The 23,117-nt window shown below is 65.3% G+C and carries 21 protein-coding genes and 1 pseudogene; 16 read left to right on the top strand and 6 right to left on the bottom strand.

Features of this window, described 5'->3' with window-relative positions; all coding sequences use genetic code 11:
* Positions 1 to 18 precede the first annotated feature (18 nt).
* Positions 19 to 1,803, top strand: coding sequence for an acyl-CoA dehydrogenase (locus KF871_RS06735; RefSeq protein ID WP_070400771.1), 1,785 nt, complete (start codon positions 19 to 21; stop codon positions 1,801 to 1,803).
* 117 nt (positions 1,804 to 1,920) lie between these two features.
* Here the strand turns inward: KF871_RS06735 and KF871_RS06730 are convergent, their stop codons facing one another.
* The gene (locus tag KF871_RS06730) at positions 1,921 to 2,616 is read right to left on the bottom strand and encodes a TetR/AcrR family transcriptional regulator (protein WP_070400770.1); all 696 of its coding nucleotides are present in this window, start codon (positions 2,614 to 2,616) and stop codon (positions 1,921 to 1,923) included.
* 201 nt (positions 2,617 to 2,817) lie between these two features.
* Here KF871_RS06730 and KF871_RS06725 point away from each other — a divergent pair, with 201 nt between their 5' ends.
* The 11 genes from KF871_RS06725 to KF871_RS06675 are packed head-to-tail and all read left to right on the top strand — an operon-like array spanning position 2,818 to position 13,018.
* Complete coding sequence (locus KF871_RS06725; protein ID WP_070400769.1) at positions 2,818 to 4,005, top strand: lipid-transfer protein; 1,188 nt, start codon at positions 2,818 to 2,820, stop codon at positions 4,003 to 4,005.
* A 25-nt stretch (positions 4,006 to 4,030) separates the two neighbouring features.
* Positions 4,031 to 4,270 carry an SDR family oxidoreductase gene (locus KF871_RS06720; RefSeq protein ID WP_070400768.1) on the top strand — a complete coding sequence of 80 codons (240 nt, stop codon included), beginning with the start codon at positions 4,031 to 4,033 and terminating at the stop codon, positions 4,268 to 4,270.
* 37 nt (positions 4,271 to 4,307) lie between these two features.
* Positions 4,308 to 5,504, top strand: a complete 1,197-nt coding sequence (locus KF871_RS06715; RefSeq protein ID WP_070400767.1) for an ABC transporter substrate-binding protein — start codon at positions 4,308 to 4,310, stop codon at positions 5,502 to 5,504.
* Positions 5,505 to 5,552: 48 nt separating this feature from the next.
* A complete protein-coding gene (locus tag KF871_RS06710) occupies positions 5,553 to 6,410 on the top strand; it encodes a branched-chain amino acid ABC transporter permease (RefSeq protein WP_070400766.1) in 858 nt (285 codons plus the stop codon).
* On the top strand, positions 6,407 to 7,375 hold the full coding sequence (locus tag KF871_RS06705) for a branched-chain amino acid ABC transporter permease (RefSeq protein ID WP_070400765.1): 969 nt from the start codon (positions 6,407 to 6,409) through the stop codon (positions 7,373 to 7,375). Before KF871_RS06710 ends, KF871_RS06705 begins: the two co-directional genes overlap by 4 nt.
* The gene (locus tag KF871_RS06700; protein ID WP_070400764.1) at positions 7,372 to 8,124 is read left to right on the top strand and encodes an ABC transporter ATP-binding protein; all 753 of its coding nucleotides are present in this window, start codon (positions 7,372 to 7,374) and stop codon (positions 8,122 to 8,124) included. Before KF871_RS06705 ends, KF871_RS06700 begins: the two co-directional genes overlap by 4 nt.
* On the top strand, positions 8,121 to 8,828 hold the full coding sequence (locus KF871_RS06695; RefSeq protein WP_070400763.1) for an ABC transporter ATP-binding protein: 708 nt from the start codon (positions 8,121 to 8,123) through the stop codon (positions 8,826 to 8,828). Before KF871_RS06700 ends, KF871_RS06695 begins: the two co-directional genes overlap by 4 nt.
* A 40-nt stretch (positions 8,829 to 8,868) precedes the next feature.
* Positions 8,869 to 9,462, top strand: coding sequence for a carboxymuconolactone decarboxylase family protein (locus KF871_RS06690; RefSeq protein ID WP_070400762.1), 594 nt, complete (start codon positions 8,869 to 8,871; stop codon positions 9,460 to 9,462).
* A 43-nt stretch (positions 9,463 to 9,505) separates the two neighbouring features.
* Entirely contained in the window at positions 9,506 to 11,107 is a 1,602-nt protein-coding gene (locus KF871_RS06685; protein ID WP_070400761.1) for an AMP-binding protein, read from the top strand.
* A gap of 15 nt (positions 11,108 to 11,122) precedes the next feature.
* Entirely contained in the window at positions 11,123 to 11,956 is an 834-nt protein-coding gene (locus KF871_RS06680) for an SDR family NAD(P)-dependent oxidoreductase (RefSeq protein WP_070400760.1), read from the top strand.
* Positions 11,957 to 11,965: 9 nt separating this feature from the next.
* The gene (locus KF871_RS06675; protein WP_070400759.1) at positions 11,966 to 13,018 is read left to right on the top strand and encodes an MBL fold metallo-hydrolase; all 1,053 of its coding nucleotides are present in this window, start codon (positions 11,966 to 11,968) and stop codon (positions 13,016 to 13,018) included.
* A gap of 442 nt (positions 13,019 to 13,460) precedes the next feature.
* Here the strand turns inward: KF871_RS06675 and KF871_RS06670 are convergent, their stop codons facing one another.
* The 4 genes and pseudogenes from KF871_RS06670 to KF871_RS06655 all read right to left on the bottom strand — a co-directional run bounded on the left by KF871_RS06670 (position 13,461) and on the right by KF871_RS06655 (position 18,173).
* Complete coding sequence (locus tag KF871_RS06670) at positions 13,461 to 15,467, bottom strand: autotransporter-associated beta strand repeat-containing protein (protein WP_070400758.1); 2,007 nt, start codon at positions 15,465 to 15,467, stop codon at positions 13,461 to 13,463.
* Positions 15,468 to 15,676: 209 nt separating this feature from the next.
* Positions 15,677 to 15,823 (bottom strand): annotated as a pseudogene (locus KF871_RS06665) (AraC family transcriptional regulator); the annotation flags it as partial.
* Positions 15,824 to 16,185: 362 nt separating this feature from the next.
* Positions 16,186 to 17,124 carry a sugar kinase gene (locus KF871_RS06660; RefSeq protein WP_070400757.1) on the bottom strand — a complete coding sequence of 313 codons (939 nt, stop codon included), beginning with the start codon at positions 17,122 to 17,124 and terminating at the stop codon, positions 16,186 to 16,188.
* On the bottom strand, positions 17,121 to 18,173 hold the full coding sequence (locus KF871_RS06655) for an SPFH domain-containing protein (protein WP_070400756.1): 1,053 nt from the start codon (positions 18,171 to 18,173) through the stop codon (positions 17,121 to 17,123). The genes KF871_RS06660 and KF871_RS06655 overlap by 4 nt, the downstream gene beginning before the upstream one ends.
* A gap of 75 nt (positions 18,174 to 18,248) precedes the next feature.
* Here KF871_RS06655 and KF871_RS06650 point away from each other — a divergent pair, with 75 nt between their 5' ends.
* From KF871_RS06650 to KF871_RS06640, 3 genes are all read left to right on the top strand, one after another.
* Complete coding sequence (locus KF871_RS06650) at positions 18,249 to 18,992, top strand: NUDIX domain-containing protein (RefSeq protein ID WP_070400755.1); 744 nt, start codon at positions 18,249 to 18,251, stop codon at positions 18,990 to 18,992.
* Between the two features lie 5 nt (positions 18,993 to 18,997).
* The gene (locus KF871_RS06645) at positions 18,998 to 19,816 is read left to right on the top strand and encodes an isochorismatase family protein (protein WP_070400754.1); all 819 of its coding nucleotides are present in this window, start codon (positions 18,998 to 19,000) and stop codon (positions 19,814 to 19,816) included.
* A 199-nt stretch (positions 19,817 to 20,015) separates the two neighbouring features.
* Entirely contained in the window at positions 20,016 to 21,830 is a 1,815-nt protein-coding gene (locus tag KF871_RS06640) for an AAA family ATPase (RefSeq protein WP_147326205.1), read from the top strand.
* Between the two features lie 93 nt (positions 21,831 to 21,923).
* Here the strand turns inward: KF871_RS06640 and KF871_RS06635 are convergent, their stop codons facing one another.
* Positions 21,924 to 22,157: a hypothetical protein gene (locus KF871_RS06635; protein ID WP_147326204.1), complete on the bottom strand. Its 234-nt coding sequence runs from the start codon at positions 22,155 to 22,157 to the stop codon at positions 21,924 to 21,926.
* 140 nt (positions 22,158 to 22,297) lie between these two features.
* Between KF871_RS06635 and KF871_RS18765 the strand changes: the two genes are divergently transcribed.
* Complete coding sequence (locus KF871_RS18765) at positions 22,298 to 22,744, top strand: helix-turn-helix transcriptional regulator (RefSeq protein WP_116958703.1); 447 nt, start codon at positions 22,298 to 22,300, stop codon at positions 22,742 to 22,744.
* Positions 22,745 to 23,117: the final 373 nt, after the last annotated feature.

Raw genomic sequence — 23,117 nt, 5'->3', positions numbered from 1 at the left:
GGATACAAGGAGTAAGCGATGTCCGTTTACACCGCGCCTTTGCGCGACATGCTGTTCACGATGAAAGAAGTGGGAGGCCTGGAGGCGATCTGCGCCCAGCCCGGCCATGAGGAGACCACGCCTGAATTGGTCGAGGCAATTTTGCGGGAGGCTGCCAACTATGCCGCTGGCGTGCTGGATCCGCTGAATCGTCCGGGCGACGTGCAGGGCGCGCGCTGGAACGATGGCGAGGTCACGTCTGCCGATGGATTTCGCGAAGCCTGGTCCAGCTTCTGCGAGAACGGCTGGATCGGCATGCCGGCCTCCACCGAATGGGGCGGCCAAGGCCTGCCGACGCTGGTGTCCACCGCCGTGCTGGAGATGTGGAAGTCGTCCAACCTGGCCTTCAGCCTCTGCCAGATGCTCACGCTCGGTGCCGTGGAGGCGATCGCCCACCACGGCAGCGGCGCCCTCAAGCAGCGCTTTCTCGAGCCGATGATCGCAGGTCGCTGGACCGGTACCATGAATCTCACCGAACCGCAGGCCGGATCCGATCTGGCCGCGCTGCGCAGCCGCGCCGTACCCGAGGGGGATCACTACCGCATCAGCGGCAACAAGATCTTCATCACCTGGGGAGAGCACGACATGGCCGAGAACATCGTGCACCTGGTGCTCGCTCGCCTGCCCGATGCGCCGCCGGGCGTCAAAGGCATCTCGCTGTTCCTGTGCCCGAAATTCCTGGTCAACGGCGACGGCTCCCTGGGTGAACGCAATGACCTTTCCTGCACTTCGATCGAGCACAAGCTGGGCATCCATGGCAGCCCCACGGCGTCCATGAGCTTCGGCGAGCGCGGGGGCGCCATCGGCTATCTCGTCGGTGAGCCGCACCAGGGGCTGGCCTGCATGTTCACGATGATGAACCACGCGCGGTTGAATGTGGGGCTGGAGGGCGTGGGCGTTTCCGAGCGCGCCTACCAGCATGCTCGGGCCTATGCGCTCGAGCGCGTGCAGGGCAAGCCGGCGCTGGCCGTCAGCGGCACCATCGCCGGCCACCCCGACGTGCGGCGCATGCTGATGGACATGAAGGCGCGAACCGAGGCGATGCGCGCGCTGGCCTATTTCTGCGCCGGCCAGATGGACCGTGCCGCCGGTCACCCCGACACCCAGGAGCGCGCGCAGGCACAGGCCCTTGTCGGCCTGCTGACGCCAGTGGTCAAAGGCTGGTGCACTGACAGCGCGCAGGGCATCACCTCCGACGGCGTGCAGATCCATGGCGGCATGGGCTACGTCGAGGAAACCGGTGCTGCGCAGTACTTCCGCGACGCCCGCATCACGACGATCTATGAAGGCACCACGGGCATCCAGGCCAACGACCTGATTGGCCGCAAGCTGGCGCGCGAGGGTGGGCGCACGCTGAAGGCGTTACTGGCTCGTATCGACAGCGATGCGCGCCGGCTGATGGATGCGCGCGACCCGGAACTCGAGCCAATCGGGGATGCGCTGATGAAAACAGCTCATGCCCTGGAGGAAAGCGCTGATTGGCTGCTCGTCCACAGTGATGCGCAGTCGCAGGATTGTGCCGCAGGCGCAGTACCCTTCCTTCGACTGGCGGGCACCGTGATCGGGGGCTGGCTGTCGGCGCGCATGGCTGAGGCCGCGACGGCGCAACTGGCGGCGGGCGCTGGCGATGCGGGCTTCCTGAGTGCCAAGCGCATCACGGCCAGTCACTACGCGACGCACGTCCTAGTGGAGGCTTCCGCGCTGCGCGACATCGTGATCAATGGAGCGGCCAGCACGTTGGCATTGTCGGACGACCAGCTCTGAAAGATGAGCAGACGATGAACGATCAGAACGGCTACGACGTCCGAAGATCTGCAGACGGGTATGAACGCCTGCTTCTCGAAGACCATCACCGCAGCGGATATCGCTACGGCTGTAGTACTAATCGCGGTTCCAGGCGGCCATCAACATCGCGCCGACCTCGTCAGCACCAACATCTTTCTTTGCGAATGTGCGCCGCGCGGTAGTCCGGCCTGTCCGCGTGCCATCCTGAGTCACTTTCGGAGTGGCTGAGTCGATCAGAAGTCCACCCAGCAATACCCGGTAGAACTCCTGAAAGGCCTCCTCGATGGTCAGGTTGGCCTGGGCGAGGAAGGCCGGGCGGCGCAGCCTCAGCGCGGCGCCCAGGATGAGTTCGGACACCACCAACCCGTGGCAGGGCGCGAACACGCCCTGCTGCACTCCCTCGTCGATCAGTTGGGACAGCCTCATGGTGCGCGCCTGTTGGTAGCGGTCGAAGATGCTCCTGGCGGTCGCGGAGTATTCCAGATCCTTCAGGAACTGGACGCCGATCCGGCCGGCCGCCTGAACACCTACGTTGAGGTAGGCGGCGAGCGCCGCTGTCAGATCCTGCTCACGGCCGACCAGCGCTTCGCTCTGGCCCAGGATGCGGTTGAAGAAGTGCTCAGCCGCCGCGCAGAAGATCTCTTCCTTCGTCTGCGCAACGTCGTAGAGGCGCCGCCGCGAACAGTGCAGCCGTGCGGCGATCTCGCCCACCGTCAGGCCGTTGATGCCCTCCGCGAGCAGCAGATCGGTCAACGCATCCATGAAGTCGTCGTCGGTGAGATTCTTTCTCATAAGGGTTTTCACCAGTCAAATTCGGTACCAAATCATTTGACATGGTACCGATGAAGGGCATCTAATGGTACCAATTTATGCGAAATAGTACCCACTGAAAAGCATGCACAACGTCCTTCCCGCTGTTGCGGACAGCATGCGGATTGTGCGGTGCGCTTCGATTCAACGTACGTTTTGATGAATCAACCCGGAGGTATCGCAATGTCAGAACCCGTTCTCGTCGCCGGTGTCGGCATGACCCCTTTCAAGAAACCCGGAGACAACCTGCCGTATCCGGAAATGGCCGCGCAGGCGATCCGCCAGGCGCTGCAGGACGCCGGCCTCGCCTACTCCGACGTGCAGGACGTCTATGCGGGTTATGTCTATGGCGACTCGGCCAGCGGCCAGCGCGCTGTCTATGAAGTCGGCATGACCGGCGTGCCGGTGATCAACGTCAACAACAATTGCGCCTCCGGCTCCACTGCGCTGTACCTGGCGCGCAAGGCAGTGGCCAACGGCTCGGTCGACTGCGCCCTCGCGGTGGGCTTCGAGCAGATGCCTTCCGGTGCCCTGAAGAACTATTGGGATGACCGGCCCGACCCGCTTGATCGCTTCAACGGGGTCATGGACGAAGTGTTCGGCCATCCGGAGCTGCCCATGGCGATCCGCTACTTCGCCGCGGCGGGCCGCGAGCACATGGACCGGTACGGCACCTCGCTGGAAACCTTCGCCAAGATCCGCGCCAAGGCGAGCCGCCATGCCGCGCGCAATCCGCTGGCGCTGTTCCGCAAGGAGGTGACGGAGGAAGAAGTGATGGCTAGCTCGTCCCTGGTGCCCGGCACCATGACCCGCCTGATGGCCTGCCCGCCAACCTGCGGCGCCGCGGCGGCGGTATTTGTCAGCAAGAAGTTCGCGCAGAAGATGGGGCTGGGCACCAACGTCCAGGTGCTGGCGCAGTCGCTGGTGTCCGACCGTCCCGGCACGTTCGACGAGAAGTCGGGGATTTCCGTCGTGGGCTTCGACATGACGCGCGAGGCCGCCCACCAGGTCTACAAGGCGGCGGGCGTGGGGCCGCAGGACATCGACGTGTGCGAACTGCACGACTGCTTCGCGCAGAACGAGCTGCTCAGCTACGAGGGCTTGGGGTTCTGCCCCGTCGGAGAGGCCCAGGCCTTCGTCGAGGCCAACGGCAACACCTATGGCGGCGCGGTCGTCGTCAACCCCTCGGGCGGGTTGCTGTCCAAAGGCCATCCGCTGGGCGCGACCGGCCTGGCGCAGTGTTACGAGCTGACCCACCAGATCCGCGGTAGCGCCGAAGAACGCCAGGTTGAGGGTGCGCGATTCGCCCTGCAGCACAACGCGGGCCTGGGTGGCGTCACCGTGGTAACCCTGTACGGGCGCGCAGGCTGAGCGAGGCATCCGCTCGAACGTGCTGATGCCCGACCTGATGAATACGCCCATGGTTCGGCAACCTTCACTGGCCTTGGCGGACGGATATCAGGAGGCCTCGCTGGAAGAAACGCTGGCCAAGCGGGACCGGCAGCGTCCCATGGGCCGCATGGGAGAGGCATGGGACGTGGCCTACACGGCCCTGTGGCTGGCGAGTGACGAATCCAAGTACGTCACTTCCGCTGAAATCATGGTTGATGGCGGCATTTTCGCCGGCATCGGCTGACCTGGAATTCATGGTGACCAACGACAGGAGACAGATCATGGGTAGCGTTGCGAAATGGTTCAAGAAGAGCATGGTGGTCGCCGCGGCGGCGGCCATGGGGTTGGTGTCCAACGGGTACGCCCAGACCAAGCCGGAAAAGTTCAAGATCGGTGGCGTGCTGTCGCTGTCCGGCCCCTACGGGCTGCTGGGCGAGGACATGCGTCGAGGCGCGCAGGTCGCTGTCGAGGAGCGCGGTGGCAAGGTGCTGGGCGTCCCCATCGAAATCACCTGGGAGGACGATGAGACCAAGCCCCAGCCGGCCGTGCAGAAGGCCACCAAGCTGATCTCCGAGGGCTCGCACATGATCTTCGGCGCGCTCAGCTCCGCCTCCACGCTCGCCGTCATGAACCTGACCAAGCAGCGCAAGGTTCCCCACCTCGTCACCATTTCGGCGGACGACAAAATCACCGTGCCTGGCGGCTCCCGCTACACCTTCCGCACGTCGAACAACCTGGGCATGGAAAACCGCATGGCGCTGGTGTACATGCAGGACAAGAAGCTCAAGAAGATCTACGCCGTCACCGCCGATTACCAAGCCACCCGCGACGGCTATGAGTGGATCAAGAGCCAGGTCGGGTCCACCGGTGTACAGATCGTGGGCGAGGACTTTCCGCCCCTGGGCAACCGCGACTACTCGTCGATCGTGGACAAGATCGCCAAGTCCGACGCCGACGGCGTGCTGCTGATGCTGACGGGTTCGGACGTGGTCACCCTACTCAAACAGGCGGGCCAGGTGAACCTGGGCAAGAGCAAGGTGCTTTTCGGACCTGTGGTTGCCGATGAAACCATGGCAGCGGCCGCTGGGCCGGCCTCGCTGGGCGTCAATTCCGGCTTGCGCTATGACCACACCATCGACACCGCCGCCAACCGCAAGTTCGTCGAAGCCTACCGCAAGAAGTTCGGCGTCTCTCCCAGCATGACGGCCGGGGAAGCCTACGACGGCATGGCCTGGTGGCTGGACACGGTGGAAAAGACTGGCTCCTGGGACAAGGAAAAGTGGGTGGACGCCTTCGCCACCAGCGTCCGCGAGAACTCCGTGGAGGGCAAGAAGACCATGCGCGCCTGCGACCACCAGGCCTTGCAGCCGGGCTTCTGGGGCGAGGTGGTGCAGGGCACCCCGCCGGCCCCCCTCCTGACGATGAAAATCACCAAGGTCTTCCCCGAAGAGAAGCTGTTCGAGGCCTGCAAGAGCTGAGGGCTGTTGCGGGGCGCCGCCCCGGCCCCCCGCACTTGGTGAATCACTATGTCAACTATCGTGATTGGCTTGAGCCTGGGCATGCTGCTCTTCCTGTTGGCGGCGGGTCTGACGCTCATCTTCGGCATGCTGGGCGTGATCAACTTCGCCCACGGTGCCATCTACATGTTGGGCGCCTACGTCTCGTATGAAACGGGGCGGCGAACGGGCTCGTTTCTCATGGGGGTGCTGGCTGCCACGTTCTTCACCGCGCTGGCGGGCGCGGTGATCGAGAAGCTGACGCTGCGCCCGCTCTACGAGCGCCCGCACTTCTACCAGTTGATCCTGACCTTCGGTCTGATCCTGATCCTGAGCGACCTGGTGCGATTCGTCTGGGGTCCTGGCTACCAGGAAGTAGCGATTCCGCAGCTGTGGAACGGCACCGTGGACATGCTGGGCAGCACGATCCCGATGTACCGGCTGTTCGTGATCGGGTTCGGCGCACTTGTCTCGGCGGGCCTGTACCTGGTGCTGGAGAAAAGCACCTTCGGCATGCTCGTGCGGGCCGCCAGCAGCGACGCGGAAATGGTGCGCATCCTGGGCCTGCCGGTGGGCACGATCCGCATGGCGGTCTTCGCCACAGGTTGTGGCCTGTCGGGCTTGGCGGGCGCAATTGCTGCGCCGCTGTTCCCCATCGAATTGGGCATGGCGACCAACACCATCATCGACTGCTTCATCGTCGTGATCCTGGGCGGCCTCGGGAACATCCGGGGGGCGATTGCCGCGTCCATGCTGATCGGCATGGTGCGTGCGCTGGGCTATGTGTACCTGCCCGGCTGGGTGGACATCATGACCTTCGTGCTGCTGATTGGCACCCTTTTGACGCGGCCGCAGGGCCTGTTCTACCGGACGGCGAGGACGGCATGAAACTCACCAGATTCGACATCTGCTTTGGCCTGCTGCTGGCCGCGGCGGGCATCTTGCTGCCCTTCCTTCACCCAGGGGAGGCGCTGATCCAACTGGTCACCCTGGCGGCCATCTGGGCGATCTTCGCCGTCGGCTTTGACTTCGTCTTCGGCGCGCTGGGCATGGTGTCGTTCGGGCACGCCACCTTCCTCGGGGTGGGCGGCTATGCCGTGGCCCTGGCGACGCAGAAGTACGGGTTGCCCTTCTCCGCTGGCGTCGGCCTGGCCATCATCGTGGGGGCCGCGTTCGCCTTGCTGTTCAGCTTCTTTGCGCTGCGGGTGTCCGGCATTTTCTTCGCGCTGGTGACCCTGGCGTTGTCCCAGTTGATCTTCATCCTGGCGGACAGCAAGCTGCGCGGCTTCACCGGCGGGTCGGACGGCATCTCGGGCGTGGAGCGGCCGGGTTTCCTGGGCATCGACTTCTACGACCCCGTCCACTACTACTGGTTCGTGCTGGGCGTGTATGCCCTAGTCATGTTGGCGGTGATCTCGCTGCGCAGCTCGCCGTTCGGCCGCGTGATCGCGGCGATCCGCGGCAACGAGACCCGCGCCGACCAACTGGGCTTCAACGTCAATCGATACAAGCAGATCACCTTCGTGATCTCGGGTGGCCTGAGCGGCCTGGCGGGGGCTCTGCTGGCCTCGCTGCTGATGTACATGAACCCGCAGATGCTGCACTGGACGACCTCTGGGGACGTGATCATCATGACCCTGCTGGGCGGCTCCGGCTCGCTATGGGGCGCCACTGTCGGCGTGATCGCCTTCGAGGTGCTCAAGGAGTGGCTGAGCAGTTGGACCGAGTACTGGTACGGCGTGCTGGGCCTGGTGTTCATCCTCACGACCATATTCTTCCCGCGGGGCATCGTCGGCGAACTGGAGAAGGGCTTTGCGGTGTACCAGAAGAACCGGCGGAGAAGTCCCCGATGAGCCAGGCGGCACTGCGATGCGAGGGCGTGACCGTCAGCTACGGCGCCCTGAAGGCGGTCAACGACGTCAGCCATGAGTTCCAGGAGGGCCGCATCTACGGCCTGATCGGGCCCAACGGCGCGGGCAAGACGACGCTGCTGAATGTGCTCGCCGGGCGGCAGATGCGCCATTCCGGCAAGGTTTACTGCGGCGGCCGGGACATCAGCCAGCGCCCAGCCCACGAGCGGGCCCGCATGGGCATCGGGCGCAGCTTCCAGATCATCAAGATCTTCGGCGAGATGACGGTGGCGGAGAACCTGATGGTCGCGGCTCAGTCGCGCAGGCCGGGGTTCCAGCCCTTTTGGATGAGCCGCCACTTTGACCGGCAATTCCGCGAGCAACTGGATGCCATTTTGGAGCTGACGGGGCTGACGGCCCACCGCGACGACATCGCGGGTACGCTGCCCTACGGCCTGCAGCGCTCGCTGGAGCTGGGCGTGACCCTGCTGCCCGACCCCAAAATCCTGCTGCTGGACGAGCCACTGGCCGGCATCGGCCACCATGAGATCCAGGCCGCACTGGCCCTGATCCGTAAGGCCGCGCAGGGGAGGACGGTGCTGCTGATCGAGCACAACATGGACGTGGTGATGTCGCTTTCCCACGAAATTGTGGTCATGAGCAACGGCTCGGTCATTGCGTGCGGCTCTCCCGAGGCTATCCGCCGGAACGAATCGGTGCGCTCGATTTACCTCGGGGAGGACGCGCAGTGATCGAACTCGAAAAAGCCAGTATCAAGTACGGCCAGGCCCTGGCGCTGGAAGAAATCTCAGTGCGGATCGATTTTCATGAGATCGTCGCCATCGTCGGGCGCAACGGCGCGGGCAAGACCACCTTGCTGAAAGCCCTGATCGGCCTGATGCCGCTGGTGGCCGGCCGGCGCCTGCTGGGTGAGCAGGACATTTCGGGCCTGGGCGTGGAAGCCATCGCCAAGCTCGGCGTGGCGCTGGTGCCGGACACGCGCCGCATCTTCCCCAACCTTTCGGTGCTGGAGAACCTGAAGATGGGCGCGCTGGCCCACCAGCCGGGGCACTGGACCCTCGATCGGGTGCTGGACGTGTTCCCGCGGTTGCGGGAGCGGCTGAACTTTGGCGGTGACCAGCTTTCCGGCGGCGAGCAGCAGATGCTGTCGATCGGGCGCGCCCTGCTGGGCAACCCGCGCATGCTGCTGCTCGACGAACCCACCGAGGGGCTGGCGCCGGTCATCGTAGCCCAGCTGGTCCGGGTGTTCAGCGAGGTCCATCGCCAGGGCACCGGCATCGTGCTGGTGGAACAGAACCTCAAGGTGCCGATGAAGCTGGCCCACCGTCAGTACGTGCTGGACCACGGCCAGGTCGCCTGGTCCGGCACGGCCCAGGAGTTGGATGCGCAGCGCGCCCACGTCGAGGGTCTCATCACGACGGGCGCGGCGGCGTGACCGCTCCGTGTTCACAAAAATCTCAAGTCAAGGCATGCCCATGAACGTCCACACCGCCGCGCGCATCGTGCCCCTGCATGAAAACGACCCCCGCTCCCAAGACCCCGTGCTGGAAGAGTTGGTGGATTTCGTCGGCTATCGCCCGAATGCGCTGCTGACCATGGCGCGCAAGCCCGGCGTGGTGCCCGCGCTGCTCAAGCTGCTAGGCGTGACGCTGCGCGGCGACGGCCTGCTCACGGAGCCACTGCGCTTCCTGGTCGCCGCGGAAGCCGCGCGCGGCGCGCGTTGCCGCTATACGACGACACACCTCGTCCATGCCGCCCACCACCTGGGCATCGGTTGGGACAAGCTGGCCGCGCTGCCGTCCTACTTGGACGATCCCCGGTACACCGGGCAGGAGCGCAAGGCGCTGGCCATCGCCACCGCGGGCGGCACCCTGCCGGTGCGCGAACCAGCCCAGGCCATCGGGCAGGCCCGGCAGGTCTTCACCGAGGAGGAAGTCGTCGAGATCGTGTCCTGCGTGGCCATGGTCGGATGGTTCAACCGCTGGAACGGCCTGATGGGATCGGTGCTGGAGCCAGTTCCCTCGGAGGCGCTGGCCCACGTTCCCTGGCTCAAGAACCTGGAAGTCTGAGCCTGCCCCACATCGATATTCCAAGGAATGGAGAAAGAGACCCATGTACAGCCGTATCCACGAACCCCACGCATGCACGCTGACCGATGCCCTGCGCGAATGGGCCACCAGCCACCCTGGCGCGCCCTGGCTGGAGGACAGCCGGGGCAGCACCCTCACTGCGGAGCAGGCCTTCGCGAGCAGCCAGCGGTTTGCCGGCTTCCTACACCAACTGGGCGTGCAGCCTGAGGAGCGCGTCGGCGTCTTCATGTTCAACAGCTGCGCCATGGTGGCGACCACGTTCGGCATCGGCTACCTGCGGGCCACAGCGGTGATGCTCAACACCGAGCTGCGCTCCTCATTCCTTCGTCACCAGTTGAACGACTGCCAACTGGCCACCATAGTGGTGGACGCATCGCTGGTCGAACACATCGCCATCCTGGCGGAGGAACTGCCCCACCTGCGCACCCTGATCGTGGTGGGCGATGCGCCCGCCGCCGTGCCCGAGCACTTGCGCCAGGTGGCCTGGACGGACAGCAACGCCTGCGCGCCTTGGGAGGGCCCCGCGCCGAGGCCCGAGGACATCTTCTGCATCATGTACACCTCCGGCACCACCGGGCCGAGCAAGGGCGTGCTGATGCCGCACTGCCACTGCGCACTGCTTGGGCTGGGGTCGATACGCAGCCTGGAAATCACCGAAACCGACAAGTACTACATCTGCCTGCCCCTGTTCCATGCCAACGGCCTGTTCCTGCAACTGGGGGCCACGGTGCTGGCGGGCATCCCGGCCTTCCTGAAGCAGCGCTTCAGCGCCAGCACTTGGCTGGCCGACATCCGGGAATCCGGTGCCACGCTGACCAACCACCTCGGCACCACAGCCATGTTCGTCATCAATCAGCCGCCCACGGAGCAGGACCGCAACCACCGCTTGCGCGCCAGCCTGAGCGCACCCAACCCCGCCCAGCACGAAGCCGTGTTCCGCGAGCGCTTCGGCGTGAAGGACGTCCTGTCCGGGTTCGGCATGACCGAGGTCGGCATTCCCATCTGGGGACGCATCGGGCAGCCGGCGCCGAACGCGGCCGGCTGGGCGCACGAGGACCGATTCGAGATCTGCATCGCCGACCCAGAGACCGACGTACCCGTGCCGGTCGGGCAGGTGGGCGAAATCCTGGTGCGGCCCAAGGTGCCCTTCGGCTTCATGGCGGGCTACTTGAACGTCCCGGCGAAAACGGTCGAGGCATGGCGCAACCTCTGGTTTCACACGGGCGACGCCGGCACGCGGGACGCGCAGGGGCTCATTACCTTCGTGGACCGCATCAAGGACTGCATTCGCCGACGTGGCGAGAACATCTCGGCCACAGAAGTCGAGGCCGTGGTGGGCCAGTTGCCGGGTATCCACGAAGTGGCGGCCTACGCCGTTCCGGCGCAGGGCGCGGGCGGGGAGGATGAGGTGATGCTGGCCCTGGTGCCCCGCGAAGGCGCGGTGCTGGACATGGCGGACATCGTCCGCCAGGCCAGCGCTCAGCTGCCGCGCTTTGCCAAGCCGCGTTACTTGCGCCAGATGGACAGCTTGCCGAAGACGGCGACCGGAAAGATCCAGCGCGCCGTCCTGCGCCAGCAAGGCAGCGTTGACGCCTACGACGCCGAGGCGGCAACCGCCCGGTAAACACAGAAGCACACCATGTCGGAAAAATTGCGGGGCAAGGTGGCCGTGGTCACCGGATCGGGCCGGGGCATCGGCCGGGCGATGGCCCTCAAGCTCGCGAGCGAAGGCGCCCGGCTCGTCCTCAACGACCTCGACAACGAGCCCGCCATGGCCGTGCGCGAGGAAATCATCGCGCTGGGCGGCGAGGCGGTGGCCTGCTGCGGCAGCGTGGCGGACGCAGATTTCGCGGACCGGCTGATCGGCACGGCCACCAGCGCGTTCGGCGGGCTGGACATTCTTGTGAACAACGCAGGCTACACCTGGGACAACGTCATCCAGAAGATGACCGACGAGCAATGGCACGCGATGATCGACGTGCACCTGACCGCGCCGTTCCGCATTCTGCGGGCGGCGCAGCCGGTGATCCGGGCGCTGAGCCGGACCGACGCCGAGGCCGGCCGCCGCGTGGTGCGCAAGGTGGTCAACATCTCCTCGGTCGCGGGTGTCTTCGGCAACGTGGGGCAGGTCAACTACTCTGCCGCCAAGGCCGGCATCGTGGGCCTGACCATGACGCTGGCCAAGGAGTGGGGTCGCCTGAACACCACGGTCAACTGCGTGGCCTACGGCCTCATCGGGACCCGCATGACCGAGGCCACCACCGATGCCGGCGCCGCCATCCAGGTCGATGGACGCGCGATCAAGGTGGGCGTGAACCCGGACCTGATGGCCATGCTTGAGCGCAGCATCCCGCTGGGCCGGGCCGGCACGCCCGAGGAGGCCGCCGGCGCGGCCTACCTGTTCTGCATTCCTGAGTCTGACTACGTGAGCGGCCAGACCCTGCTGTGCACGGGCGGGCTCACCGGCATCTGACCTTGCACCATGACGAAGCCCGACACTGCTGCGCTGACCTACCCGTTCGAGCCGCCCGCGCCGCGCCACACGGTCGAACTCGCCCCCGGCGTGCGCTGGATCCGCCTGTCGATGCCATTCCGGCTCGACCACATCAACGTCTGGACCATCGACACGCGCGATGGCTGGGTGCTGGTGGACACCGGCCTGAACGATCCCGCCACCGTGGCCGACTGGTTGGCCCTCATGGCGCAGGGTCCGCTGGCGCGCCCCCTGCAGGGGGTGTACGCCACGCACATGCACCCCGACCACATCGGATTGGCCGGCTGGTTCACGCGCCGTGCAGGCATACCATTGCACATGAGCCGGCTGGAATACCTGAGTTGCCGCGTGATGCATGCCGACACGAATCGCGAGGCGCCGCCCGACGGCGTGCTGTTCCACCGCCGCGCCGGCTGGTCGGAAGCGGCCATCGAAGGCTACCGCAGCCGCTTTGGCAGCTTCGGCAAGCACATCCACGCGCTACCCGAGAGCTTCCGGCGCCTGCAGGATTGCGATCTGGTGCCATTGGGCCCGCACGACTGGCGGGTCATCACCACCGGCGGCCATTCGCCGGAGCATGCCTGCCTGTACTGCCACAACCTGAATTTGCTGATCGCGGGCGACCAAGTGCTGCCGCGAATCTCGTCGAACGTATCGGTGTTCGCCACCGAACCTCAGGCCAATCCGCTCAAGGAGTGGTACGAGTCGCTGGACAAGCTGGCGCGGGAGGTGCCCGCCGATGTGCTGGTGTTGCCCTCCCACAACGAGCCCTTCTACGGGCTGCACCAACGCCTGGACTCGCTCAGGGCCAGCCAGGACCAGGCGCTGGAGCGGCTGCGCCAATCGCTATGCAACGGGCCGCAACGGATCGTGGACGTGTTCCCCGCCCTCTTTCACCGCGCCATAGGGGCGCAGGATGGACAGCAACTGAGTCTCGCCACGGGCGAGGCCGTGGCTTGCATGAACTACCTCATCGCGGAAAGCGCCGTGGAATGCGCCGTGAGTGGAGACGGCGTCGCATGGTATGCACTGAAGTCGTGAAGGTCGCGCTACTCTCCAATCTCAGGCTAGCAATCATGATGTCAACGAGTGCGCGACTTCGATACTCCATGCGCCACATCGCTCCGGGCAGCATGGCGAGGATTTCGCACGGACGATAGGTCTGTTCGATTGGCTGAATCTGGGCAGCCACCGCGCGAGGCCGGTCGGCAGATGCGAAGGTTCCGATCAAGGGGTCCTTTTGATTTCAGTGCAAAAAGTGACGTATAACTCTCCAGTACTGACGCGGGGGGGTGGTCGGTAAGTCATTGATTGTTCGAACATTGCTGTTCACTTCGCCGCAGCGAATCGTTTTCGGCCCCCAAATCGTCGAGGAGCGCGGCCATGCAAGGCTTGCAAACGTCTTACCTGTGCCTGCGCGACATCGCGTGCGAACTCAGCGAGTTCGAGTTGCAGGCGTTTTTCAGCTGCAGTGCACCGAGCACTAGTTGCTGGCGCGATGGCGCAGCGGCAGCCTCAAGCTGGGCTTGGCACTGCAGATCGGCTTCGCGCTCATGAGCGGCCGGTCCTTGAACAGTGTGCGGGTCGTGCCCCCAAAATTGCTGCGCCACCTTGACCACGAACTGGGGCTGATGGTGCGCTCCGCGCTGATGATGCGCGCCCAGGTCTGACGCTCGGCGCCGCGGGCGATGCCATCGCCGATGCGCTGGTGCCAGTTGCCCAGCATCACGGCGTTCCCCAGGCGCAGTTGCTCGGGCAGCGCGGCGAACAGCGGCACCTCCACGCGGTAGGCGGGCGTGGCGGCATCGGCCGCCAGCGCGCTGGAGCGCAGGAACCAGTTCTCCCCCGCGCCGTTGGCGTCCGCCGCGTACAGGCGGTACTCGTAGGCGCCTGCGTCGACGTGATCACCCGCGAGCCGGAAGGCGTCTCGGGTGGTCTGGGCCGTGGTGGTGGCGCCGTTGATGGCGCTGATGACCTCGATGCCGTCGCCCGTGGTCAACGCGCCCAGGCCGCCGAGGTTGGTGACCTGCACGGTGGTGGTGCCGCTGGCGCTGGCACCGGCGCCATCGAGCACCAGGCGGTCGCTGACGCTGCTGCTGTCGCCCAAGGCGGTGCCGATCCTCAGCAGCGCGTTGTGGCCCACGTAGGCGCCGCTCACCGTCAGCCGGCTGCCCGGCGCGGCGCCCAGCAGCGCGACGGTGCCCGCGTTGTCCAGGCTGGCCACGGTCTGGTCCAGGCCCGCCGTGTCGAGCGTGGCGCCGGCCGCCACCGTGTGCGCGGAGGCCGCGCTGAAGGCGTTGGCCACGCCGGCGCGCAAGGTGCCGGCGGTGATGGTGGTGGCGCCCGCGTAGGTGCTGAGACCGGACATCGTCAGCGCCCCCAGGCCGAGCTTGTTGAAGCTGGCCGCGCCGGTGAAGGCGGTGCCGATGCCCACCGCATGGTTGTTCGTGTCGAGCCACACGCCCTCAGCGCCCCCGGCCAGTGTGGTGAAGCCGCGCAGAAAGTCCGACTCGTCCCAGGTCACCCGCAGGATGCCGCCGTTGAGGTCGAGCGTGGCGGCGCCGTCGCCCCGGATCACCACGTCGGTTTCAAGTACGCCGCGCGCGAGCGCATTGCCGTTGAGGTGCAGCGTGCCGGTGGAGCCGGCCTGAACGGCGATGCGGGCCAGTGACGTTCGCACCGTGCCGCTGTCTTCGATGGTCAGTTCGCCGGTGCCCTCGTAGCCGACGTTCAGTTGCGCGGAGAAATCGAAGCTCGACGCGCGCCCACTGACGGCGTCTTGCCCCGACACCGTGGCCGTGCCGTTGCCGCCCACCTGGTAACCGATGTAGGCGGTGTGGCCCGTGATCGCACCGCCGTCTTCAACGAACAAGTCACCAGGGTCCAGAAAACCCACATACAGGTTGTTGCCGAGTTCCCAGGTCGAGACGCGGCCATTGCCGTCGCTGCCCCTGACCGTGACCGTACCGCTGGAAACGCCCGGGCCCACGCCGGTGGTGCCGCCGATGGCGCCCTGGACACTGCGCACCAGGCCTCCGTTCTCGATGAGCAGCGAGCCCGCGCCGGCATTGCCCACGGTGAGGGTAACGGCATTGATCCAGGTCGAGCGGTTGCCATGGACGTCAACGCCCGAGACGGTGGCCGATGCCGTGCCGCCGCCCGAGGCGATGTTGCCGAACGCGTTGCTCACCAGGCCGCCATTCAGGATGGAGAGGGACGCCGTGCCGCCCGCGCCGACGGCCAGATCGCCCGGCATGGTCCAACTCGACACGCTGCCGCTGGCATCGCTGCCCGTGACGGTGACAGTGCCGTCGCCCCCGGTGTAGCCGAGCGCGCCGGTCGCGCTGCTCGCCGTGGCGCCGCCCTGGATGGTCAAGGTGCCCACGCCGCCGGTGTCGCCGACATAGATCTCGCCACCCGGCACGTCCCAGGTCGGCGTCGAGACAGGGGCCGGATTCACGTCACCGATGGCCGTGATCGATTGCGCCATGGGGCGCCCAGGGTCGCGCAGACCAGGGCCAGCACCGCCGTCGACAGGCGCGAGCGCCGGTGGCGCAAGGATCCATCGCGACGCTGCCCCCGCACCGGGTGGCACACGGCATCGTTTGTCTTCCTTGTCATGACAGCTCTTGCCTCCCTAAGGTCAGTCAGCGCGGACAGGTGCCAGCGCTACTGTAATGGAAGCAGCGCGTGTCAGCCTCAGTGGCGCCGCGCGCCGTCGCGATAGGCCTGCGGCGTGACGGCGTGCTGGCGCGCGAACGCGCGCTGCAGCGCGTCCACCGAACGGAAACCGCTGCGGCTGGCGATGCGGTCCTGCGTCCAGTGCGTCTGCACCAGCAACTGCGCCGGCGTGTGGCACAGCTCAGCCGCGAAGGCGCGAGCAAGGCGCCGGAGACGACATTGATGCCATTGGAGTCCAGAAACAGGTTACCGGCCTCGAGGGTGAAGGCACGAGGCGCAATGAAGTAGATCAGCGGCGCGCCGGGCGTTGGCGCGCGCGCCCACTGACAAGCGCCAACAAATCTCGCCGAGTCCGAATACCTGGGTGCTGCAAAGCTCGGTATCTGCAGCGTCACTTCTAGGCCACGATGATGCGGCTTGGCTTGAGGCAGCCGCACGGCAATGCGCCTCGATTCCCCCGATGAGGGCCCATCTCTGCCCCACTAGACAAGACCCTCATTTGCTCAACACCGATACCCAAACACTGCTCAAAGCACCAGTTTGCCGGTCGTCCTCGAGGGCTCAATCCTCGCCTCCATCCCCGCAGTGAATTGCAAGTGGTCGGCCTCCATGCCGTCCGAGAAGATGACCCCGTTGTCCGGCATGCGCGAGCGCACCCGCAGCGGCGCGCCCGCCAGCACCCGCCCGTGCACCAGCGTGGCCTGAGAGGTGCGCGTGGGGAACGGCTCGCGCACCGCGAACACCAGGGCCCGCTCCTCCCAGGGCATGGGCTGGTAGTCCTCGTCGTCGGTGCTGGCGCCCAGGCTGCGCGCGATCGCGAGCGACCCGGTGACGATGCTTTTGAGCCAGGCGGTGGAGCCCAGGCCGGTGGAGACGATCAACCCCGAGGAGGACTGGAACTCGGTGGTCGACCCGTGCGACAGCTCGTACAGCGCCGAGGTGTGGCTGCGCGGACCGACGAACAGGTCGTTCACCGCGCGCAGCACCTGGCCGTCGCTCAGTCGTGCCTCGGCCATGGTCACCGTGCGGGTGTCGCGCCGGTCCGCCGCCACGCCCGGCAGGATGGCGGCGAGATCGGCCGGCTGGAACGGCAGCAGCACGCCGTCCCAGCGCGAGGGCTCGGGGTTGAGCCCCACCAGCGGCTGGCCCTCGAGGTACTTCATGGTGTTGGCCACCAGGCCGTCCTGGCCCAGGGCCACCACGATGTCGCTCGGCGCGAAGACGAAGTTGGCCAGCAGCGAACGGTCGACGATCTGGTAGCGCCCCCAGGCCTGCAGGGCCTGCACCGTCACCCGCAGGCTGGCCGCGTAGGCCTCGTTCTCCTTGAGGTAGTCCGAGAAGTCGGCCCCCAGGTGCTCCACATAGAACCTCGCCTGCCCGAGCGTGTTGTGGCGCGCGATGAGGGTATCGAGCCGCGTGCGCCGCGTCACCAGCACCACCCGCCGATCGCTGGCGGCGGTGGTCACGCCGACCTCCGCGTGACCGCCGACGCCGCGGCCCCACCGCCCGCGCCCAACAGGGAGTTGAGCAACTCGGGCGACAGGTTGAGCTGCCCGATTCGCTCGGCCCGCTCGGCGATGCCGCCGAAGGCCTGGGCGATGAGCTGGCCCGGCTGCATGCCCACGGCCGCCAGCGCCTGCACCACCCGGGGGTCGGCCTTCTCCAGCGCGTCCATCACGGCGCGCACCTTGTGCGCCTGGGCCTCGGCCGCCTGGCGCGTGTTCTCGGCTTCGCTGGCCACGAAGGCCTTGCGCTGGTTCTCCAGCTCGATGTCGGCGCCCATCTGCTCGGCGCGCAACTCGTTCTGGCGCCGCATGGCCGCGGCCCGGGCCTCCATCTGTGTCTCCTGGATCTCGCGCTTCTTCACCTCCACCGCGATCTCGGTGTCCAGCTCGTTCTGGCGGATGGCCCGCTCGTTCTGCACGCCGGCCATGCGCCGCTGCGAGATGGCGTCGTCGGCCGCCTTGAGATTGGCCTCCCGCGCCTCGGCCTCCAGCGCGCGGGCGATGTCGGGCGTGGGCTTGATCGCCACCACCGCCACCCCCAGGATCTCCAGCCCCAGCGCCTGCACCTCGGGCTGGCGGCCCAGTTGCTCCTGAACGGCGCGCGCGACCTCGGCCGTGGCCTTGAGCGCGTTGCGCAGCGACAGGCCCTGGATCACCTGTTGCACGATGGCGCGCACCTGCATCACCACCCGGTCCTGCAGGCGCTCCGGGTCCTCCGAGGCGTAGGTGGTGCCGTCGGGCTCGAGCGAGAAGTCCATCAACTTGTAGATGCGGCCCGGGTCGCCCACCCGGTAGGTGAGCTCGCCCTGCACCGTCACGCCCTGGAAGTCGCTGGTCACCAGGTCCAGCATGAAGCCGGCGTCGCGGCTGGCGATCGGCACCGCGACCAGGGAAGTGGTGGGTGCGTAGTAGAAGAAGGACAGCCCGGCCCCTTCGCGCACGAGCTTGCCGCCGCGGAACTGCATGAGGTGGGTGGTGGGCTGCGACTTGATGAAGCGGATGCCAAGCATTTGGGGCTCCTTATTGAGTTGTACTGTACAACTCTTATGGGTTGTATAGTACAACTCAAACCGGAGATGTCAAGCATGGCCAGCCAACGATCCCCTTCTCGCGTTGCGGCACCCGACTTCGAGCGACCGCTGGTCACCGTCGACGTCGTGATCTTCACGGTGCTCGACGAGCAGTTGAAGGTGCTGCTGGTGCGCCGCCCGGAGGCAGCCACCGATCCATTCCCGGGCCGCCTGGCCCTGCCGGGCGGATTCGTCAACGTGGACCTGGACGCCAGCCTGGCCGACTGTGCGCTGCGCAAGCTGGGCGAGAAGACCGGGTTCAGCGCGCCCTACCTGGAACAACTGGGCAGTTGGGGCAGTGCGACGCGCGACCCCCGCGGGTGGTGCACCACCCATGTCTACTTCGCCCTGGTCCCACCGCCCGCCGACAGCGAGGAGATGGCGTCGGCGGCGTCGGAGTGGATCGAGGTCAACGCGGCCCTGCGCAAGCGCCTGGCCTTCGACCACGCGGAGATCCTGGCCGCGGCGGTGGAGCGCCTGCGCGGCAAGGTGGAGTACACCTCGCTGCCGGCCTTCCTGCTGGAGGAGCCCTTCACGCTGCCGCAGTTGCAGCGCACCTACGAGATCGTGCTCGGCCGCCCCATGGACAAGAGCGCGTTTCGCAAGCGCATGCTCGATGCGCAGTTCCTGCTCGAGGCGGGTTCGATCGCGGGCGACGCGGGGCGTGCGGCCATGGGCTATCGCATCCTCGACCGCGAGCGCGCCGCGGTCTTTCCGCGCACCTTCCGATCGGTCGAATCGCCTGCCAGCAAGGAGTGACTGCCATGCGCACCCAACTGCTCATCATCGATCCCCAGAACGACTTCTGCGACATCGAGGGCGCCGCCCTGCCGGTGGCCGGCGCCAACGAAGACCTCAAGCGCCTGGCCGGCCTCATTGACTCGAACGCAAGCCGCATCGGCGGCATCACGGTCACGCTGGACTCGCACGCCAGCGTGGCGGTCGAGCGCACCACCTTCTGGCTCGGCCCGGACGGACAGCCCGTGGCGCCGTTCAGCTTCATCACCGCGGACGATGTGCGAGCCGGCTCCTACCGGCCGCGCGACGCCCGCCTGACCGAACAGGTGATCGGCATGCTCGAGCAACTGGCCGCGGCCGGCAAGGCGGGCATGGTGGTCTGGCCGGTGCACTGCGTCACCGGCACCTGGGGCCACAACATCCAGGGCGATCTGGCGCGCAGCCTCGCGGCCTGGGAAATGGCGCACCAGCGCGCCGTCACCAAGGTGCTCAAGGGTGAATACCCACTGAGCGAGCACTTCGGTGTGTTCGAGGCCGACGCGCCCGTGGCCTCGGTGCCGGCCACGCAGTTCAACACCACGCTGGCCACCGCACTGGCCGACGGTGCCGAGGTGATCGCGATCGCGGGCCAGGCCTCGAGCCACTGCGTGGCGGCCAGCTACGACCAGTTCATGCGGTTCCTGGGCAGGAGGACGCCCGCGGCCACGCCCCGGGTGGTCCTGCTTCGCGACTGCATGAGCCCGGTGCCCGGATTCGAATCACTCGCCGACGACCTGTTCGACCGGGCGCGCGCGGCAGGCACCGAGGTGATGACGGTCGATGAATTCGCCCGCAGCCTCGTCTGAGGTGGGCAAAAGAACGGAGCGACAACAAGTGTCTCGCGCTCTAAGAATTTGCGGCATATCCGAAGTCGTGTACGGAGTATCCGATAGCGCAAATTCGTCGTCCGCTCGCGTTCGTCGGCCACTTCGAACTCGAAGCTTGCTTCGCGATGCAACGTGACGTAGCCTGACTTCGTGGGCGCTTTGTCCCACGACTCGGGGGTTGCTCTCCGAACGTCCTGCAACACCGCAGGACCTGCACCGCAACCGTTCCACCTTTTTGGAGGCGAACATGGTTGCAGATGCCAAGGAGCGCACCGACGCTCGACCCACTTCTTCACTCATTGGCGGACGAGGCTTCCGCCACCCGTTGCTGCTCATCGCAACGGACACGAACAACGCACCTCGGCGATTCGGCGCGTTTCGACGCCTGATCAGACGAGCGCTCTCATCCCCTGTGGAGAGCCCCAGGCGTTCAGAACTTGCCATCAGGGTCCTCGAAGAGCTCGAGGCCCTTGAGCTCGATGATGACAGCGTTCGGAATTTTCGCAACGAGTGGCTGCACGAGATGGGCCGAAACACGCGAAACGCCTATCTGCTTGAGGCGTTCGCCATGGTCCAGTTGGCCATGAGTGATCTGGCGCTCGCTCATGGTGCATGGCAAGTGGCGCCGACGTCGCTGGGCAACTATGGGCTGCCCAGGCTTGTGCTCGCAGAGACGGCTTCGGCGAGTGCGCCGCCCAAACTTCTGGTTCCCGCATCGGTAGCTGAAACACTCCTCAAGTGCATCGACTTGGCGATGGAGGCTGAGCGGGACGCAAAGCTTTCGACTTGGTCCACGCGAGACTGTTTGGCGGTCATCCGTGCCATTGCGGTCCTATCGGTCAACGACACGCAGCACTTTCCGTTGCGCGCAGAAGCGGCTCGCAAGCAGTTCTTCGAGAGTGTGGGCATGGGGCTTTGGATTGCGTTGACCAAGCACCTGCGCCAACGACGGGATGCCATGGAATGTGCGACTTTATGGAATGGTCGACTGCAGCAGATCGTCGCGCTGAACGTCTTTGGAGGTGACCAAATCGCTGCAATGGCCTCCACAGCGCAAGGCGCGTTTTCGACCATCGATGGAAGCGCCGACGCCACGCAAACAGCGCATGTGCTTCGGGTGGTTCACGGACCGATCAATCCCGGCAACTGCAAGGAAGACAGGGAGGTCATCAAGCAGTACGAGCCATTGCTGGGTTACCTGCCAGTGGCGCACATGCCGCCACTACATCACGTCGAAGAGATCCTGATCGCCATGAGGGCCGAGTTCCCCTGGGCGGACGCGGCTATCGACGAACTGGGGGTCTTGCTGCAATCCCGTTGCTTGTTCGGCGTGCAACAACTGCAGCTACCTCCTGTGCTCGTGGTTGGGTTCCCGGGGTCCGGCAAGACACGATTTGTACGTCGCATCGCGGAACTACTCAAGCTGCCGTTCTTGCCGCTGGGAATTGGTGGCATGCATGACAGCAAACCGATTACCGGAACGCCGAGGGGTTGGGCCTCTGGCGAACCGTCGCCACTCTTGAATCTGATGTTGCGGCACCAGAGCGCGAGCGGCCTTGTGTTGCTCGATGAACTGGACAAAGTGACAAGTCGTACGAGCAATAGCGCGCCCATCACGTCTGTGCTTTTGGGTCTCCTCGAATCGGAGTCAGCCAAGCGCTGGCACGACACGTTCCTTCAGACGACCTGCGACATGACTCGGCTGAGTTTCTGGGCCACGGCGAACGGGCTTGGCAACATTCCGCGACCACTGCTTTCGAGGTTCATCATCGTGTACATGCCTGAGCCTCGGCGGGAGCACATGCCCGTTCTGGCGCGAGGTGTGGTGGAAGACATCAGAATTGAATGGGGTCTCCCAGCAGGCGTACTTCCTATACCACCAAGCTCGGTCTATTCGAATGCGAGGCTCAATGCCAGGGAGGTTCGGCGCATGGTTACGCGGTTTCTGTATGAGTGGGGACAGGAGCATCGGCGGCCAGAGAGGCTGCATTGAAGCGCCGACTTCGCCATCCTAGACCTAGTGCCCAACCGTGAACGGCATATTCAGAGGCGTCGAATGGCGGCTGAACGCACTGAGATGCTGTCTTCAGAGTAGAACGTACGCGGCAAAATGGAATTCACTTCGACGTACGCCTGCATGCTGCATGGCCTCCATACGCAACGGAAGCTGCCGCAACCACTCTTGCGGCCAGTGCTTGGCATCTCCTTCAATCCCAACCATGGTGGTACGACGTCCTCGATCAATCTGACAGTTCAGTATGGTGAGAAGAACTCGTTCGTTGTTCTCACCTTTGGTGAACGGTGAGAAGAACTCGTTCATTGTTCTCACCGCTGGTGAAAGGTGAGAAGAAGGAGTTCACCTATTGCCATGTCAACTTCTTGATCTCAACCAGCGACCTGGTCACATACTTTCCGAGCCGTCAAACACAGAAGTTCCGATCAAGGCGCGAGGTCCCACACATGAGAATGGCTCTTGAGCCGAACCATCTCGGATGTCCGTCGCCGGACCATCCGCCAGTTCGCGGCGGAGCCAGTAACCGGACCGGAAAGGTGTCTCAGCCACCTAGCAGCTTTGGCGAAATGCTGTACCGGCTGCGTACCACTAGACGTTTTAGCCAAGCGAGTATGGCTTCTCTGCTTGGTCTCTCCACGAGCTACTACAGTGAGCTCGAAAACTCAAAGCGATTGGCCACCCCAAGTCGCGTCACAAGCATTGCCTCGTACCTGGAATTAAGCGACGACGATCGGCAGATGCTGGTTAGCCTAGCCATTCAGGACATGTACTCCGGAAATCCCCTTCCTCCGAGAGTGAGCGCCTGCATTCTCACCCTTAGATCAAGATCCAACCAGCTACCGGATGATGTCCTGGATCGTGTGATGTCCCTTTTGCAGGAGGAAACCATGTGAAATCAAGCAGACAGATCCCGCTCTGGGGACCTGTCTACCTGAAGCCTCGGAGAAGTCCCCTCAGCACTGGCACGCCAAGGGTACTCAATCCAAGCACCGGGTCAAGGCAAGTTCGCCCCGTAGCGAAACTCTCTGGCAAGCCGCAACAACGACCGTGTCAGGCCCACGGGGTTCCGCCGGCTATCACCTCACTCTCGCTCACGAGTTCTTCGTTCGCGCAACTCATCACGCAGGAAAGGACGGTCCCAGTTCGCACTGGGTGCGTGATCGCACACGACCATCGTAGGAGGCTGAACATGTAGACAAAGAAAAACGGCGACCCGCTGTAACGGGTCGCCGCCGGTTCTCCGGGGATTCCGAAGAAGTCTTTGCA

It is taken from the genome of Hydrogenophaga sp. (assembly GCF_019635465.1).
Lineage (GTDB): Bacteria > Pseudomonadota > Gammaproteobacteria > Burkholderiales > Burkholderiaceae_C > Hydrogenophaga.
This window is presented reverse-complemented; position numbering and strand designations above follow the sequence as displayed.

Excerpts from the sequence above, each read along its gene's own strand:
- KF871_RS06700 (WP_070400764.1), top strand. The coding sequence starts at position 7,372 with ATGAGCCAGGCGGCACTGCGATGCGAGGGCGTGACCGTCAGCTACGGC.
- KF871_RS06670 (WP_070400758.1), bottom strand. The coding sequence starts at position 15,467 with ATGGCGCAATCGATCACGGCCATCGGTGACGTGAATCCGGCCCCTGTC.
- KF871_RS06645 (WP_070400754.1), top strand. The coding sequence starts at position 18,998 with ATGCGCACCCAACTGCTCATCATCGATCCCCAGAACGACTTCTGCGAC.
- KF871_RS06690 (WP_070400762.1), top strand. The coding sequence starts at position 8,869 with ATGAACGTCCACACCGCCGCGCGCATCGTGCCCCTGCATGAAAACGAC.
- KF871_RS06735 (WP_070400771.1), top strand. The coding sequence starts at position 19 with ATGTCCGTTTACACCGCGCCTTTGCGCGACATGCTGTTCACGATGAAA.
- KF871_RS06675 (WP_070400759.1), top strand. The coding sequence starts at position 11,966 with ATGACGAAGCCCGACACTGCTGCGCTGACCTACCCGTTCGAGCCGCCC.
- KF871_RS06680 (WP_070400760.1), top strand. The coding sequence starts at position 11,123 with ATGTCGGAAAAATTGCGGGGCAAGGTGGCCGTGGTCACCGGATCGGGC.
- KF871_RS06705 (WP_070400765.1), top strand. The coding sequence starts at position 6,407 with ATGAAACTCACCAGATTCGACATCTGCTTTGGCCTGCTGCTGGCCGCG.
- KF871_RS06725 (WP_070400769.1), top strand. The coding sequence starts at position 2,818 with ATGTCAGAACCCGTTCTCGTCGCCGGTGTCGGCATGACCCCTTTCAAG.
- KF871_RS06730 (WP_070400770.1), bottom strand. The coding sequence starts at position 2,616 with ATGAGAAAGAATCTCACCGACGACGACTTCATGGATGCGTTGACCGAT.
- KF871_RS06650 (WP_070400755.1), top strand. The coding sequence starts at position 18,249 with ATGGCCAGCCAACGATCCCCTTCTCGCGTTGCGGCACCCGACTTCGAG.
- KF871_RS06720 (WP_070400768.1), top strand. The coding sequence starts at position 4,031 with ATGCCCGACCTGATGAATACGCCCATGGTTCGGCAACCTTCACTGGCC.
- KF871_RS18765 (WP_116958703.1), top strand. The coding sequence starts at position 22,298 with ATGAGAATGGCTCTTGAGCCGAACCATCTCGGATGTCCGTCGCCGGAC.
- KF871_RS06685 (WP_070400761.1), top strand. The coding sequence starts at position 9,506 with ATGTACAGCCGTATCCACGAACCCCACGCATGCACGCTGACCGATGCC.
- KF871_RS06635 (WP_147326204.1), bottom strand. The coding sequence starts at position 22,157 with ATGAACGAGTTCTTCTCACCGTTCACCAAAGGTGAGAACAACGAACGA.
- KF871_RS06655 (WP_070400756.1), bottom strand. The coding sequence starts at position 18,173 with ATGCTTGGCATCCGCTTCATCAAGTCGCAGCCCACCACCCACCTCATG.
- KF871_RS06715 (WP_070400767.1), top strand. The coding sequence starts at position 4,308 with ATGGGTAGCGTTGCGAAATGGTTCAAGAAGAGCATGGTGGTCGCCGCG.
- KF871_RS06710 (WP_070400766.1), top strand. The coding sequence starts at position 5,553 with ATGTCAACTATCGTGATTGGCTTGAGCCTGGGCATGCTGCTCTTCCTG.